15 protein-coding genes are annotated in these 15,279 nt (G+C 54.9%); all 15 read right to left on the bottom strand.

What is annotated here, in order from left to right; translation table 11 throughout:
- Positions 1 to 2: 2 nt before the first annotated feature.
- On the bottom strand, positions 3 to 1,301 hold the full coding sequence (locus B3729_RS20490; protein ID WP_122042600.1) for an Nramp family divalent metal transporter: 1,299 nt from the start codon (positions 1,299 to 1,301) through the stop codon (positions 3 to 5).
- Between the two features lie 202 nt (positions 1,302 to 1,503).
- Entirely contained in the window at positions 1,504 to 2,457 is a 954-nt protein-coding gene (locus B3729_RS20485) for a 2-hydroxyacid dehydrogenase (RefSeq protein WP_286788849.1), read from the bottom strand.
- 145 nt (positions 2,458 to 2,602) lie between these two features.
- Complete coding sequence (locus tag B3729_RS20480; RefSeq protein WP_219653733.1) at positions 2,603 to 4,126, bottom strand: tripartite tricarboxylate transporter permease; 1,524 nt, start codon at positions 4,124 to 4,126, stop codon at positions 2,603 to 2,605.
- A 10-nt stretch (positions 4,127 to 4,136) separates the two neighbouring features.
- On the bottom strand, positions 4,137 to 4,610 hold the full coding sequence (locus tag B3729_RS20475) for a tripartite tricarboxylate transporter TctB family protein (protein WP_010798244.1): 474 nt from the start codon (positions 4,608 to 4,610) through the stop codon (positions 4,137 to 4,139).
- Between the two features lie 64 nt (positions 4,611 to 4,674).
- Positions 4,675 to 5,646: a tripartite tricarboxylate transporter substrate binding protein gene (locus B3729_RS20470; RefSeq protein WP_010798245.1), complete on the bottom strand. Its 972-nt coding sequence runs from the start codon at positions 5,644 to 5,646 to the stop codon at positions 4,675 to 4,677.
- A 52-nt stretch (positions 5,647 to 5,698) separates the two neighbouring features.
- On the bottom strand, positions 5,699 to 7,054 hold the full coding sequence (gudD, locus tag B3729_RS20465; protein WP_197870505.1) for a glucarate dehydratase: 1,356 nt from the start codon (positions 7,052 to 7,054) through the stop codon (positions 5,699 to 5,701).
- A 100-nt stretch (positions 7,055 to 7,154) separates the two neighbouring features.
- A complete protein-coding gene (locus B3729_RS20460) occupies positions 7,155 to 8,498 on the bottom strand; it encodes an MFS transporter (RefSeq protein WP_286788848.1) in 1,344 nt (447 codons plus the stop codon).
- Positions 8,499 to 8,627: 129 nt separating this feature from the next.
- Positions 8,628 to 9,539, bottom strand: a complete 912-nt coding sequence (gene kdgD / locus B3729_RS20455; protein WP_074826324.1) for a 5-dehydro-4-deoxyglucarate dehydratase — start codon at positions 9,537 to 9,539, stop codon at positions 8,628 to 8,630.
- A gap of 121 nt (positions 9,540 to 9,660) precedes the next feature.
- The gene (locus B3729_RS20450) at positions 9,661 to 10,389 is read right to left on the bottom strand and encodes a FadR/GntR family transcriptional regulator (protein ID WP_074826326.1); all 729 of its coding nucleotides are present in this window, start codon (positions 10,387 to 10,389) and stop codon (positions 9,661 to 9,663) included.
- A gap of 171 nt (positions 10,390 to 10,560) precedes the next feature.
- Entirely contained in the window at positions 10,561 to 10,992 is a 432-nt protein-coding gene (locus tag B3729_RS20445; RefSeq protein WP_219652769.1) for a DUF2628 domain-containing protein, read from the bottom strand.
- 321 nt (positions 10,993 to 11,313) lie between these two features.
- On the bottom strand, positions 11,314 to 11,568 hold the full coding sequence (locus tag B3729_RS20440) for a hypothetical protein (protein WP_019365693.1): 255 nt from the start codon (positions 11,566 to 11,568) through the stop codon (positions 11,314 to 11,316).
- On the bottom strand, positions 11,565 to 12,176 hold the full coding sequence (locus B3729_RS20435; protein ID WP_286788847.1) for a PqiC family protein: 612 nt from the start codon (positions 12,174 to 12,176) through the stop codon (positions 11,565 to 11,567). The genes B3729_RS20440 and B3729_RS20435 overlap by 4 nt, the downstream gene beginning before the upstream one ends.
- A complete protein-coding gene (locus B3729_RS20430; protein WP_286788846.1) occupies positions 12,173 to 13,849 on the bottom strand; it encodes an intermembrane transport protein PqiB in 1,677 nt (558 codons plus the stop codon). The genes B3729_RS20435 and B3729_RS20430 overlap by 4 nt, the downstream gene beginning before the upstream one ends.
- Positions 13,839 to 14,456: a paraquat-inducible protein A gene (locus B3729_RS20425; RefSeq protein ID WP_286788845.1), complete on the bottom strand. Its 618-nt coding sequence runs from the start codon at positions 14,454 to 14,456 to the stop codon at positions 13,839 to 13,841. Before B3729_RS20425 ends, B3729_RS20430 begins: the two co-directional genes overlap by 11 nt.
- Positions 14,453 to 15,064, bottom strand: a complete 612-nt coding sequence (locus B3729_RS20420; RefSeq protein WP_286788844.1) for a paraquat-inducible protein A — start codon at positions 15,062 to 15,064, stop codon at positions 14,453 to 14,455. Before B3729_RS20420 ends, B3729_RS20425 begins: the two co-directional genes overlap by 4 nt.
- Positions 15,065 to 15,279: the final 215 nt, after the last annotated feature.

Raw genomic sequence — 15,279 nt, 5'->3', positions numbered from 1 at the left:
GGTCAGCTGAACAGATTGATACCCAGTTGGAAAGCAATCCATACGGCCAAAGCTGTCGCGAAACCCAGCGCGATATTCTCGAACCAGTTGTTCCGGTATTTACCCAACAGTGATTTCTGGTTGGACATGATTAGCAGCCCAAGGGAGATCACCGGCAGACCAATGATGTTCAAGGCATTGACTGCGATCGTCAGGGTAACGAAGTTAGGCATTCCCGGAAGCGACCACACCAATGGCGTAACCAGGATGAACAGCATGAACCACTTATGCATCGGATCATGGTGCAGGACCTTGCCGTAGCGCTCACGGCGACCGGGGCGGATGTACTGGAAAGCATCGGTAATCAACATGGGCAGGGCGGTTGTCTTGCCTGAAATGCTGGCAAACAGCGTTGCGAACACGCCCACAAAGAAGATCAGCCATCCCCCTTGGCCAAAATACAGCTCCAGCGCAGCGCCCAGATCATCCAGCGTATTGACCTGAATACCGTTGGGTCGCAGGATCTCTGCGCCTACGACCCAGATGGCCAGGTTGATAATGATGCCGACAATCACCGCAAACAGAAGGTCGTTACGCTGGATGCGTTTGTGCTCAGGCCCTGTCCAGCCTTTTTCCTTCATCACATAGGGGTGAACGAAATTGGAAAACGAACCCGCCACGGCACCAATGACAGACACCGCCACCAGCAGCGCGCCGTGAACGCCTTCATCGGCCGGTATGCTGAAACCGATGGTTCCACGCAGGATGCCGCCCATATCCGGCGTAGCCATAATCGCCAGGGTCAGGAAGGCCAGCGTCATGATAGCCAGCAGCAACTTCATGACGCCTTCGATCATCGCATAGAAGTTTCGCCCCACCAGCATCCACACGGCCAGCACGACCGCCACCGAGCACAATAAGGGCTGGTTAATGTGCAGTAATGTCGAAAGCGCCTCGCCGGCCCCCTTGATCATGTAGGCATTGGTCAGGTGTGCCATGATCAGCGCATAGCCAAACATGAAGTAGGCGAAGAGCGGGTGAAGTTGGGCATAGCCTTGCAGGATGCTCATGCCCTGGTTGTTGCACAGCTGGAAGCGGGCAATGATGTTGACGATCAAGAAGCGGAGCAAAAGGGATACGGCCAATACCCACATCATGGCATAGCCATAATTCGAGCCGGCGACCGATGAGGTGATCAGGTCGCCCGCGCCTAGCCAGGAGAGCACTGCGATAATGCCAGGGCCGAGCACCTTGGCGAGGTTGGAAAGAGAATAACGGGAAGTACTGACTGCCTTTTTGGAAACCGATTCGGTATGTGCCATGACGTAACTCTCTGAATAGGTTGATTGTTCTTGTCACTATCAAGAGCGTTTTGCAGTCCAATGTCGGCAGACCTACTGCAGGCCATGGAACGGGGTTCGGACAAGCCCGCCTTGTTGGTATGTAAGCGATCTGAAGGTGGTCGTGTCTCCTGTTGAGAAGGGAACGTTAAGCCTCCGGTGAAACCGTTGGAGGCTCGGTGGATTACACGGGGGTCTTGAGTTTTCCGCTCGTGAAATACAGATTGAGATTTTCAAGCATAAGATCGGCCATGGCCTGACGTGTCTCATGCGTCCCGCTGCCCAGATGGGGTGTCAGGACAACGTTATCCATTTCCAGTAATGGCTGAGGCACTTCGGGTTCATGGGCGAATACATCAAGCCCGGCGCCTGCAATAACGCCTTGTTGCAGTGCACTCAATAGCGCGGCTTCATCTACCACCGAACCACGGGCAATGTTGATCAGGAAGCCATCCTTGCCCAATGCCTGTAGTACGTCTGTACCGATAAGGTGATGGGTCGCGTTACCACCGGGGACCGCCAGCACCAGAAAGTCGGACTGGCTGGCCAGCGCCTTCAGGTCCGGCTCGTAGCGGTAGGGCACATCCGCTTGTTGATGGCGACCATAATAAGCAACATTCATGTCAAAGGCGGAAACCCGCTTGGCTATGGCTTTGCCAATGTTGCCCAACCCCACAATACCGCAGGTCTTGCCGCCGAGCTTGCGTCCCAGGGGAAACTTTTCCTTGAGCCAGCGGCCATTGCGAACGAAGCGGTCTGCCGCGCTGATGCCGCGAGCTACGTCGATCAGCAGGGCAAATGCAGTGTCGGCCACGCAGTCGTCCAGTACGCCTGGTGTATTGCTGACCGCTACCCCTCGGTCTCGTGCAGTAGCAATGTCAATTGCGTCATAACCCACGCCGAAACTAACGATAACTTTCAGGTTGGAAAGCGCCCGTATTACCTCGCCTTTGCAGCCATGAATTCCGCTGGTGACAATCCCTTGAATAGAGTCACCATGACTCTTGAAAAAGGTGTTTTTGTCCTCGACTTCCCAGAGCTTGTAGACTGCATACATCGATTCGATCTGCTGCTGTAGCGCTGGCAATAAAGGACCAATCAGTAAGAGCGTAGGCGTTTGATTTGTGGTCTCGCTCATGAGCGTCTCCTGTAAAGAGATGGAGTATGTTCGTCTGGCCTCTTTTAAAGGTTAGTCAGCTTTTTGTTGTGTACTGTTAATAAGACGCTCGCGACGTGTGGTGCTAACTCAAACGCGCCCGGTGCATTCGCACCGGGCGGTAAGGTCAGGAGCGCATTAGTTCGGCGGCTCCTCCCTTCTTGGCCGGGCGCAGCGTGCCATACACATGCCAGGCGACCGAGAGAGCAGCCAAAGCCAGGAAAGTGGCGCAAATCGGATTGGTCAGGAACCCCGTGAAGTTTCCATCCGAAAGCATCAGCCCACGCCGCAGGTTGGTTTCGGCCATCGGCCCGAGGATAAATCCGATAATAAATGGCGCAGCAGGTATACCGCCTTTCACAAAGCCATAGCCAATCAGGCCAAACAACAGAATGGTCCAGATATCGAAGATACGGCTACTCAGGCCAAACGCACCCACTACGCACAGTACAAGGATGATGGGCAGGAGGATGTGCTTAGGTACGGCAAGCAGTTTGATGAAGATACGCAGGCCATAAAATTCCAATATCAACATCATGACGGAAGCCAGGAGCAGGGCGGCAAAAATGGTATATACCAGCGGTCCCTGACTCATGAATAGCATCGGTCCTGGCTGAATACCATGAATCATAAAACCACCCAGCAGAATGGCTGTGACGGCATCGCCGGGAATTCCCAGAGTTAGCAGCGGAATCATCGCACCGCCGATTCCGGCATTGTTAGCGGTTTCACTGGCTACCACACCGTCGATTACACCTTTGCCAAACTTCTCGGGATGCTTCGAGCGTTTCTTGGCCACGATGTAGGACACGATGTTCGAGGTGCCAGCTCCTACGCCGGGTAGAATCCCGATGCCGATACCGATCAATGATGAGCGAATCGAGTTGGGCAATTGACCAATGAATTCCTTCATTGAGAAACCAAATCCCTTGATCTGCTTCATGCTGACCGAAGCAACGGCCGCCTTGCGTTCTGACCGCACGCTTTCAGCGACTTTAATGATCTCGGAGATGGCAAAAATGCCCACCAGCACGGTAAGAATCTCAAAACCGCTGTTGAGGTTAGGGGTATCAAAGGTAAAGCGCCGGATGGCATCCACCGGTGCAATGCCTACCGTGGCAAAGACAAAGCCTACTACGCCGGAAAACAGGCCCTTGATCATCGAGCCGGTCGAAAGCGTGGCGATCAGCGTCAGGGAAAAAATCGCAATCCCGAAATACTCATGAGGGCCAAACCGCAGGGCAACTTTGGCTAGCCAGGGAGCGATAAACATGAGTGCAGCGATACTGACAATCGTACCGATAAACGAGAATACAATCCCTGCACCGAGTGCCTTGACGCCTTCACCTTTCTCCATCATCGGCGCGCCGTCAAACGTTGTCGCAATGGACGAGGGTGTGCCAGGAATCTTCAGTAGGATGGCCGAAATCAAGCCGCCTGAAGTCGCGCCAATATACAGTGATACCAACAGCGACAAACCCGCAGCAGGTCCCATTGTGTAAGTCAGTGGCAGGCTCAGAGCGATTGCCATGACAGCGGTGAGACCCGGTACCGCTCCAAATACGATCCCAACGGCTACGCCCAAGGTAATAAGGATTAAAATCTGAAACGAGAATACGGCGGAAAAGCCTTCCTGCAAGAGTTCTAACATGGCCGTCTCCTTATAGGTCCAGGAATCCGGCCGGTAGCATCAGATCGAAGCCATGGCGGAAGATGAAATAGATAGAGGTTGAGGCGATAACGGCAATGATCAGATAGTTCACATGTTTGACACGGTGGCTGGCGGGTGTCAGTACGATGAACTGTAGATAGAGATACAGCGCGGTGATCACGAGAAAACCTACTGTATCCAGCAGGGCCGCATAAAGAACAATCAACCCCAGCGTCTTCAATACAGTTGCATAATCAGCCGGAGCACTGACGCTTTCGTTGTCCCCCTCAGGGTTGGCCGGCTTTCTGCTGGCAATCAACTGCATTACGCCTAACAGGCACATCATCATAGAGAGGGCATAAGGTACAAAGGCGGCGTCAACAAAACCTTTGCGGGGTAAGTTCATTGTCATGAACAGGTAAATCAGACCAGCGCCAAGCATAACCACGCCGATCACAAGCTCTTTTTTCTTGTGGCTTTCCATATAACGTCCTCACATGGAAACAGCAGCGCCAGGCTCGATTGACGAGCCTGGCTGGCAGGGTGGCTTACTTGTTTTGCTGCAACATATCCTTGTACTGCATGAACGTTTCGCGCGTTTCCTTCAGACGAGCAACAGCCTGTTCAGTATTGTAGTAGCTGACCGGCTGCTTGAAGCCCTGCTCAAGATCTTTCGCATAAGCAGGCAATTCAGTAATCTGCTTCATGACGTCAGCCATTTTCTTAACGATGGCTGGGTCCGTCCCTTTGGGAAAGGCGATGATGTAGGGCTTATCCATGACAAAGTCGATACCCTGAGACTTGAAGGTCTTTACATCACCCAAAAGCGGGTTCGGCTCTTCGTTAGGCTGCGCCAGGATATGCATATCGCCGGTTTTGACATAGTCCTGTACGGCGCCATAGCTCACTGCAGACATATCGATACGGCCGCCAAGCAGGGAAGTGACTTTCTCAGCTGCCGAACCAGTATCAACCATCTTAAGTTGTACCCCGGCAAGCTTCTGGAAGATAAGTCCCTGCAAGTGCGAGAAGCCGCCCAGCTCTGTTCCATAGATAACGCTATTAGGTTTTGCCTTGGCTTTTTCGATTAGTGCGTCCAGTGAGTCGACGCCGGATGGCTTACCCGATACAAATACGGCTCCTTTGTCTACCGCAGCGATGCTGGATATGTCGAAGGCGTCATAGCTGTAATCCACCAGGCCGGAAACCTCGTTGACAATCAGTTGGCCGACGTGAGCAAACAGGATCGTATTGCCGTTGGGCTCGGCATTCTTGACCTGGGAGGTAGCTACAGAGCCGCCACCTCCGCCCATGTTGGTAATGACCATCGATTTACCCGTGATCTGGGTAAAGTACTTAGCCATAGTGCGGGCGTTGAAATCCGTATCACCGCCCGCACTGGCAGGCACAATGACCTGTACCGGACGAGTAGGCCACTTGGTTTCCTCTGCAGCAAAAGCACTGCTTGCAGTGAGTGAAACGAATGCAGTCAGAAGGGAGGCGCATAAAGCTTTTTTCATTGTTTTACTCCAAGGTACGGCTATGCTGCGTGTATTGATGGAACGAACAAATTCAGCGGACCATGCAAGGACGCTTGTTATTGAATGTCCAGTTCGGCACGAGGAACTGCATGGCGACAGCATCATCCCGTGCGCCCAGTCCCATGCCTTTGTACAGCTCGTGGGCCTTGGCAACCTGATCCATGTCGATCTCGACGCCCAGTCCCGGCTTTTGCGGAACAGCGACCAGACCGCCCTTGATCTGGAAAGGCTCCTTGGTCAGGCGCTGACCGTCCTGCCAGATCCAGTGTGTATCGATGGCTGTGATTTTTCCTGGCGCGGCCGCAGCGACGTGGGTGAACATGGCCAGGGAAATATCAAAGTGATTGTTGGAGTGCGAACCCCAGGTCAGGCCCCAGTCATTGCACATTTGCGCAACACGAACTGAACCTTGCATCGTCCAGAAATGCGGGTCGGCCAGCGGGATATCCACGGACTGCAGCTGGATAGCATGACCCATCTGACGCCAGTCGGTCGCAATCATGTTGGTAGCAGTCGGAAGGCCTGTGGCGCGACGGAACTCAGCCATCACCTCACGACCGGAGTAGCCATCCTCAGCTCCACAGGGATCTTCGGCATAGGCCAGTACGTCATGCTTGTCACGGCAAAGAGCGATCGCCTCCTTGAGTGACCAGGCACCGTTCGGGTCCAGCGTGATCCGCGCTTCGGGGAAACGTTCAGCCAGAGCCGTCACCGCTTCCATTTCTTCTTCGCCGCGCAGCACGCCGCCCTTGAGTTTGAAGTCGTTGAAGCCGTAGCGGGCATGGGCTGCTTCGGCCAGGCGCACCACAGCTTCCGGAGTCAGGGCTTCCTCATGGCGCACACGGAACCAGTCATTGTCGGCCTCTGGCTCGCTGCGGTAGGGAAGATTAGTCTTGTTGCGGTCGCCTACGTAGAACAAATAACCCAGCATTTCTACAGCGTCGCGCTGCTGACCTTCGCCCAGCAGGGCGGCAACCGGAACGCCCAGGTGCTGACCGAGCAGGTCCAATAGGGCGGCTTCTACAGCTGTTACGGCATGAATGGTGATGCGCAGGTCAAATGTCTGTAGGCCTCGACCGGCAGCATCACGATCCGCGAACGTACGGCGCATCTGATTAAGGATGTTGTTGTAGGTACCAATGGTCTGTCCAACGATGAGTGCACGAGCATCTTCAAGGGTCTGCCGGATCTTTTCGCCGCCGGGTACCTCACCCACGCCAACATGACCTGCATTGTCTTTCAGGATAACGATATTGCGAGTAAAGAACGGACCGTGTGCGCCGCTGAGGTTGAGCAGCATGCCATCGTGTCCTGCAACCGGAACGACCTGCATGTCGGTGATGACGGGCGCTTGTGTGAGAGCCTCATGAGTGACCTGTACGTTCATACCTATTCCTCTTCACGCTTTATTCTTGTGGCAGGCAGTGGAGTACTGCCGGTACGCTTGTTTAGGTAACGCCCAGCGGTAAAGCCGGGCGTAGTGGGAGTTAAACGGGCTTGAGTTCCAGGCCTGTGCTGCCGGCGTCTGGTTTCTGTCCTTTGGGCTTGGTCCGGGCAAAGAACACCACGATGGCCGCCAGGATGGACGTAGCCGCCAAGCCATAAAGGCCGCCCTGGATTGAACCGGTCCGCTCTTCAAGGATGCCGAAGACAGTCGGTGCAACGAAGCCACCCAGGTTGCCCAGCGAGTTGATGAGGGCCAATACGGCTGCTGCGATGCGAGCATCCAGGTACGCCTGGGGAATCGGCCAGAAGCATGAGGATGCGGACTTGAAGCCGATGGCGGCGAAGCAGATGGCAACGTAGGCAAAGATGGGGCCGCCTGTGGTCGACATGAACATGCCTGCCGCCGCTACCAGGAGGGCAACGGCAACCCAGGCCTGCTGGAATTTCCAGCGTGTCGAAAGCGAGGCGAAGGCATACATGGCCACAATGGAGATCAGCCAGGGTACGGAGTTGAACAGCCCGACCTCAAAGTCGCTGATGTTGCCCATTTTCTTGATGATGCTGGGCAACCAGAACGTGGCGGCATAGATGGTCAGCTGGATGGCAAAGTAAATCACGCAGAACAGCATGATCTGGGAGTCTTTGAGCAGTTGCATCAGAGTCGGTTTAACCGTCTGTGCCTGTTCCCGCTGACGTTGCTCATCCTCAATGGCTGATACCAGAGCATCCTGCTCTTCGCGCTTTAGCCATTTGGCATCATGGGGCAGTGAGTCCAGCCAAAACCAGACAAAGCCGCACAGCGCAACGGAGAAAAGCCCCTCGATCAAAAACATCCATTGCCAACCGTGCAGGCCCAGCCCCTCGATTTGCAGCAGGGCGCCTGTTACCGGGCCGGAAATGATCGAGGCGATAGCCGATCCGGAAAGGAATAGCGCAATGGCCTTGCCGCGCTCGGCACCGGGTAGCCAGCGAGTAAAGTAGTAGATGACACCCGGAAAGAAGCCCGCTTCGGCCACACCGAGCAGAAAGCGCAGGATATAAAAGTGCGTTTCGTTCTGGATAAAGGCCATCATGGCAGCCACGATGCCCCAGGTGGCCATGATGCGTGTCAGCCAGGCGCGTGCGCCAACCCGTTGCAGCAGGATGTTGGAGGGGACCTCAAACAGCGCATAGCCGACAAAGAACAGACCAGCGCCCAGACCATAGGCGGCTACACCAATGCCCAGGTCAGTTTGAAGATGGTTTTTGACAAACCCGATGTTCACGCGATCAATGTAATTGACGATGAACATGATGATGAACAGCGGTAGGACATGTCGCTTGACCTTGGCGACTGCGCTCGCCAGAACGTCGGCTGATACAGCCGATTGAGCGGTGTGGCTCATGAATGCTCTCCCACTTTTATTGTTGTGGCGGGTACTGCATTGTCAAAAAGGGCGGAGCGGGCCGCCCTTGGCTGTAAAACAGGCTCGGTTGCAATACGCTGCGTAGGGGCACGCAACCGGCCCAAATGCTTACTGCGGACCGAGTTTGTCCATCAGCGCAGCCAGACGCTCGTACTCGTCAGGCTTGAGATCAGTCAGCGGTGCACGTACCGGACCGGCGTCGTAGCCTGCGATCTTCGCACCGGCCTTGACGATGCTTACCGCATAGCCTGCGCAGCGGTTACGGATGTCCAGGTACGGCAGGAAGAAGTCATCGATCAGCTTGCCCACGGTCTCGTGGTCATCCGCAGCGATGGCCTTGTAGAAGTCCATGGCCGTCTTGGGAACAAAGTTGAACACCGCTGAGGAGTACACCGGTACGCCCAGGGCCTTGTAGGCCGCGGCGTAGACTTCAGCGGTCGGTAGGCCACCCAGGTAGGTGAAGCGATCACCCAGACGACGGCGGATGGAGACCATCAGCTCGATATCGCCCATGCCATCCTTGAAGCCGATCAGATTCGGGCAACGCTCGGCCAGCATTTCCAGCTGGTCAGGCTTCAGGCGGCAGACGTTACGGTTGTACACCACCACGCCAAACTTGACGGACTTGCACACCGCCTCGACGTGCGCGGCTACGCCTTCGGGGCTGGCTTCGGTCAGGTAGTGCGGCAGCAGCAGGATGCCCTGGGCGCCCAGGCGCTCGGCTTCCTGAGCCTGCTGGATCGCCACGCGGGTCGGGCCACCGGCACCGGCCAGAATCGGAACCATGCCCTTGCAGGTGTCCACGGCCGTTTTGATGATGTCGGAGTATTCCTTCTGGTCCAGCGAGAAGAACTCACCGGTGCCACCAGCCGCAAACAGAGCGCTGGCACCATAGGGTGCCAGCCATTCCAGGCGCTTGATGTAGGTATCGCGGCGGAATTCGCCCTGCGCATCGAAATCGGTTACCGGAAAGGACAGCAATCCGGATGAAAGGGTGTGCTTGAGTTCTTGCGGATTCATGTATTGCACCCTGCTGAGAGCCATGAGGTTTGTTGTTGTGAATTTAGCCTAACCTCTCATCAGTCGTCATACAAGTGGATATGATGCTCTTTTGCTTATTTTTTGATTGCAGCTGGCCCTTCTAAAGTGACTGCATCACTTTTACCAATCGTTCTCGGCTGTTACTAAGGTGCAGACGCATAGCTGCTGCAGCCCCAATGGCATCCTGCCGGACAATGGCGTTATAGATGTCTTCATGTTCGGCATCGCGCCGCTCAAGATAGGCTTGGGACAGCGAACTTTCATTAAAGGCTTTGTTCAGGCGCATACGTGGAATGAGTTCTCGGCTAAGGCAACTCATGATCTCTGTAAAGTAGCGATTACCGGTTGCCTGGGCGATCAAAAGGTGCATTTCCATGTCGAGATCCTCTGAGGGAGAGGACGCTCTTGCCCGTGCCTGCATACGGTCGAGCAGAGCTCTAAACTGCGTCAGATGTGCCTCTGAGCGTCTTTGTGCTGCCAGGGCTGCCGCTTCGGACTCAAGGCTGATTCGGACTTCAACGACTGAAAGAACATCCTGCAGTGTCTCTACACTGGAGGGATCAATCATGCCTGATAGCCGAATAATGGGCTCGCATACAAATGTGCCGATACCTTGCCGGGTGACTACCTTGCCGTTTGCCTGAAGGTGGGAAAGCGCTTCACGAACAACCGAGCGACTCACGCCATGAGCCTTCATGATTTGCGCTTCGGAAGGCAGTTTTGCGCCAGGGCTAAGCTGGCCATCGCGTATCTGGCTATCGAGAATATTGGCCAGCTCCTGCGAAAGATTATGCGAGCGTTTGGCGAGAAAAACAGGCTCGGAATGCATCTGGAACACCTTCTTATTTAGATTAATTATCCGGTCTACCTATAAGATGTCTGACAAGTTTAGCGCTGTAAAGAGGTTTTACAGTAGAGGTACGTTGGCTATTTTGATAAATAACCAACGTCGTTGTAAAAACCGAAGTCTTCCAAGCTGAGAGAGCTAGCCCGCCTAAATCTATCCGAAAGCCGAGAAACCTTCCCACGGATTCCAGCTCTGCGTATTTTTCATTTCTTTAAGATAATAGGCGTAATTGGCGATCATTGAGTTAGCAATCGCAAAGCCTATGCTAATGCCAAAGTCAAGCGCTTGGGGGACATCAATCCCCGTCAGCTCCTGAAATAAAAGTTCAAGTAAGCCGGTAGAGAAGGCAATGCCTAACATGGCTAAACCTTTTTTCTTTAAACCTAAAGCAAAAATCAAATAGAAAGGTCCGAGAAAAAAGGCTGGCCAGCATCTAATGATCAGGAGCTTCTTTCGAAAAGGAAGCTGCTTGAATGCCTTTTTGCAGGTAGCGGTTTTAGGTGCACCATAGGTGTCGTAAAAGGCAAAACGCTCTTGCCATTTTGACGAATATGACGCTTCTCTGGAGGGTTCCGTGGTGTCCATATCATTACTCCTTGGCGTGTGGCCTGTATTTCTTTAGTAAGGTGTATCCATAAAATTCATCCATACATGTACGGCTTGGAACAAGCCTGTGTATGGCAAGGGGGGCGAGCATACCGAGGTGATGGGAGGTTCGGTTTCTACCCTGTCTCAAAACGCTTATTTGAACGTATTGAAAGGCGGCCTGGTTCAAAACAGCAGGGGCTACACAGGCAGAAAGCCTACTGCCTGTGAGAAGGGCTCATCAGCCGTAAAGCCTGAGTAAACACGCAGTAGGTACAAGAGGGCGACTACCCCCCTTATACAGAGAAGCAGAGGAGTGGCTTAAATACTGCAGCTGGTCAACGTTCCGGCTCGATAATTCATTTCAGCATCACTAAGGCTAAAGAGTGCATCGCTCGAAAACGACGTGCTCTGCGCAAAATAGGCGCTATGCTCTCGCAGGCGCTTGGCCAAGCCGCTTGCTTGCTCGACGGGTAGAAATAACAGGACAAACGCGGTGCCGAAGGCAAAGCAGACTTCAAAGACACTGGTTTGTGAGCAGGCGTGGCGGATACGCAGGTACCAATCGATCATCATGGGCATTCTGTAGTCGGCAGTTCGTTCCAACGCTGCGCGGTTTGCGCAATGGTTTTGGCTAGAGTAGCAATAGCCTTCTGATGGGCTATGACGAGGCTTTCAAGCTCCATGCCGGCAGGTTCGCGAATGATACTGCTGCAGGTCAACGTTCGGCGTGGGCTACCTTCGCTTCTCAGGTTAAGACTCCAAACCACATCAATCAAGGCATACCGCTCGGGCAGCATGTCGAAGCGGCGTACATCAGTGCGTAGCGTCAACACCGGCTTGCCGGAGGTTTTGGGAAGTCCTGCCAGATCCCGGACGCCGAGCTGTTGCTCCAGCTGACCTGCCAGGGCGTCATGAAATTCATCGCCAAGCGGCGCGCTCCAGCGTTCGGACTCCAGAATGGCGAGGCTACCATTGCTTTGCCTCACCACCAGTTGGGGCTGGTCAACCTGCACAGGCATGCGCACAGGCGCAAGCTCGAACTGAAACGCTGCGGGGGCGGTGTGAGAAGCCGCCTGGCCAGACAGGGGAGGCAGTAGTGTGTAGTAATGCGTAGGGGCTGAGCTGCACGCGGCAAGCCCCAGCGTGGCCGCTATTGCAGCCAGCGATAAGCGAAGGGTCATGGCTGGGACTCCATTTCAATGTCTCGAGAGGATGACTTCCCTTTATAGGAGCCGGGCGCCGCTTCCTCGGTACGGCCACGAATCAGCGACTCGGGATGGCGGCTCAGATAATCGGTCAGTACACGCACGGAGCGAGCGGTTCGCTGGACCTCGTCCATGGCCTGGTTGACCTGCTGACGTGCCGGCGAATCTTCATCCAACGTTTCGTTGGCGGTCTTGAGCGTGTTTTGCAGCTCCTCGAGCGTACCTCGCATTTGCGGCAACACATCGCCATTGACCTGTTTCATCGTTTTCTGCAACTCGTTCAGGCTGCCGTTCAGGTTGTTGGCAATCGAGTCGATAGGTAGCTTGCTGATCTTGTCGACCATAGCCTGCAGCTGCTCCTGTAGCTTATCGAACCCGCCTGGAACCGTCGGAATCTCAAGAGGACGACTGTTGGGGTTGAAGCTGACCTTGGCCGCCTTGGGATCGAAATCCAGCGCAATATAAAGCTGTCCTGTCAGAAGGTTGCCCGTGCGGGCCTGGGCTCGCAGACCTTGCTCGACCAGACGCTTGATCAGTTGAGCGGATTGCTCTTCGCTTTCACCGCCGATCTGCTTGACCAGCTTGTCATGGGCACTGCCCAGACGCTGCGGATAGACCACTGCACCTACCGTAGTCGGGAACCGCTGCGTTTTGGGGTCATAATCAAGATCCACTGAGACAACCCGGCCGATATTCACCCCCAGGAACTCCACGGGGGCATTCACCGCAAGTCCGCGCAAGGACTGATTGAACCGTAGGCGAATAAACCGAGGTTCGCCGGAGGGAGGCGCCAGCGCCGTCTGCTGGTCGTTATAGAGCGTGAACTCGTAGTGCTCTGGAGCTGGTTTGGCGTCCGGGCTGTAATTAGGCTCCCGGAAGGCAATGCCGCCCGCCAGAATGGAGGGGATCGTCTGGGTGTTGACCTTCAGGCCGCTGGCATCAACCGAGACGTCAATGCCGCTGGCATTCCAGAAGCGGGTATCGTCGGTCACAAACGCATCGTTGGGCGAATTGACGAACACCTGAACATCTACCCCTTTGCCATCTTCCGTCAGGTTATACGAGATGACCTGGCCTACCTGAATGCGGCGATAGTAGACCGGCGAGCCAATATCCAATGAGCCAAGATCGTCGGTATGAAGGGTAAAGCGCTTGCCCCTTTGCCCGTAGGTGACAGGAGGAGGGTTTTCCAGTCCGACGAAATCTTTTTTGGTCACGTCGGAACGGCCAGCGTCCGCACCGATGAAGGGACCGGAGAGCAGTGTGTCTACACCGGAAACCCCGTTGGCGCCGATACGCGGACGGACCACCCAATACTGGGTATCCTCGCGCGTAAAGGGTTCGGCTGACTTATCCAGGTCAATCGTGGCGGTAACGTGGGTGCGGTCTTCGCTGAGGGCGATCCGGGTAACCGTACCGATTACCACGTTCTTGTACTTTACCTGGGTCTTGTTTGCTTCAAGCCCCTCAGCCGTTTGAAAACTGACGTTGACCTGAGGACCTGCCCGCAACCAGCTGTTGACGACCATGGATAGCCCTACCAGAGCCGCCACGATCGGGACCAGCCAGACCAGGGAAATACTGAAGCGCCGCTTTCTGATCTGAGGCGTGCCAGGGGTTGGAAAAATAGTGTTCGGGTTATTCGACATCATTTACCTCAGCGTCCCAGATCAGGCGCGGATCAAAGCTCATGGCAGACAGCATGGTCAACACAACAACCAGGCCAAAGAACAGGATACCCAGACGGGGCTCGATCGTGCTCAAGGCTCGGAATTGAACTAGCGCAGCCACCAGGGCCACGACCAACACATCGAGCATCGACCAATAGCCGATCAGCTCTACGAAGCGATAAAGCTTGGCCCGTTCGCGCATGGCCCAGTGGCTGCGCCTTTGACAGGTAATCAGCAAAGTACCCAGGACGCAAAATTTCATGCAGGGCACGGCAACGCTGGCAATGAAAATCAGGATAGCGATGTCCCACGAGCCGTGCTGCCAGAACTCGATGACACCGCTCATGATCGTATTTTCACTGCCCCCGCTGAACATGCTGGTATACATCACCGGCAGGACATTGGCTGGCACATAAAAGATGATCGAAGCAAGCAGAAACGCCCAGGTACGGGCGATGCTGTTGGGTTTGCGCGTATGAACCGGCGAATAGCAGCGCGGGCATTCATGCGCTCCCTCAGGGCAGACAAATCCACAGGTATGACACAGGCAAACCTTGAGTTCGCGCGCGTAGGGCGGTTTATTCATGTAACCGGCACCTCCAGATCGTCCCAGAGGTAGCGGATGTCACGACCGGCAATGAGAATAATCAGCACCGTCAGCATGGCCATAGCCCATAAGCCGACGCCAGGCGAAACGTTGAGCATACCGGCCAGTTTGATAATGGCTACGAGAATGCCAAGCAGGCAGACCTCCAGCATGCTCCAGGGTCGTAAATGCTCAAGCGCCCGCATACAGGCCCTGAACCCTGGGGCCATTTCGCCCACGTAAGCGTAACCCAGCACCCAGCCCAGCAGCAGGATCTGAAACAGCGGCGCGAAGATAATCGCCAGGCCTGCCACCAGCGCAATCAACGTAATACGACCTTGAGCCAATGCCTCGACAGATTCCCAGAGCGTGGCCTCGTTGCTAAGCCCTTGCAAGCTGATGTGCATGATGGGGAAGACGTTGGCAAATATGAACAGGATGCCAGCTGCCAGCGTAAGGGCGAACAACTGTTCGACATTGAGCCGTCTGCTGCGCTCGATCACGGCATCGCAACGCACGCAGCGGGCAGCTTCGCCCCGCGCGAGTGGGCGGCGATGGTAGACCGAATCGCAGTGCTCGCAGATGATCCAGTCAGGGTGTTGAGGCATGGCTGATGGTGTGCATTGGATAGGTTTCGGTGAAGTGTGGAAACGCCGACCCGTCGACCAGCACCTGGTCGTTAGGATACTGCGTTAGGCCGTTTCGCTGTATGGGTGTTCGAAACGGTGCGTTGTCGATTTTGTAACAAGGACACATAGAGCACCGTACTTGTTTCATATGTCCGGTAAAACCTGTGGGTGGTAGAAGCGTTAGATACGCTGTA

This window comes from Pseudomonas sp. UBA3149 (assembly GCF_002364655.1).
GTDB lineage: Bacteria > Pseudomonadota > Gammaproteobacteria > Pseudomonadales > Pseudomonadaceae > Chryseomonas > Chryseomonas luteola.
This window is presented reverse-complemented; position numbering and strand designations above follow the sequence as displayed.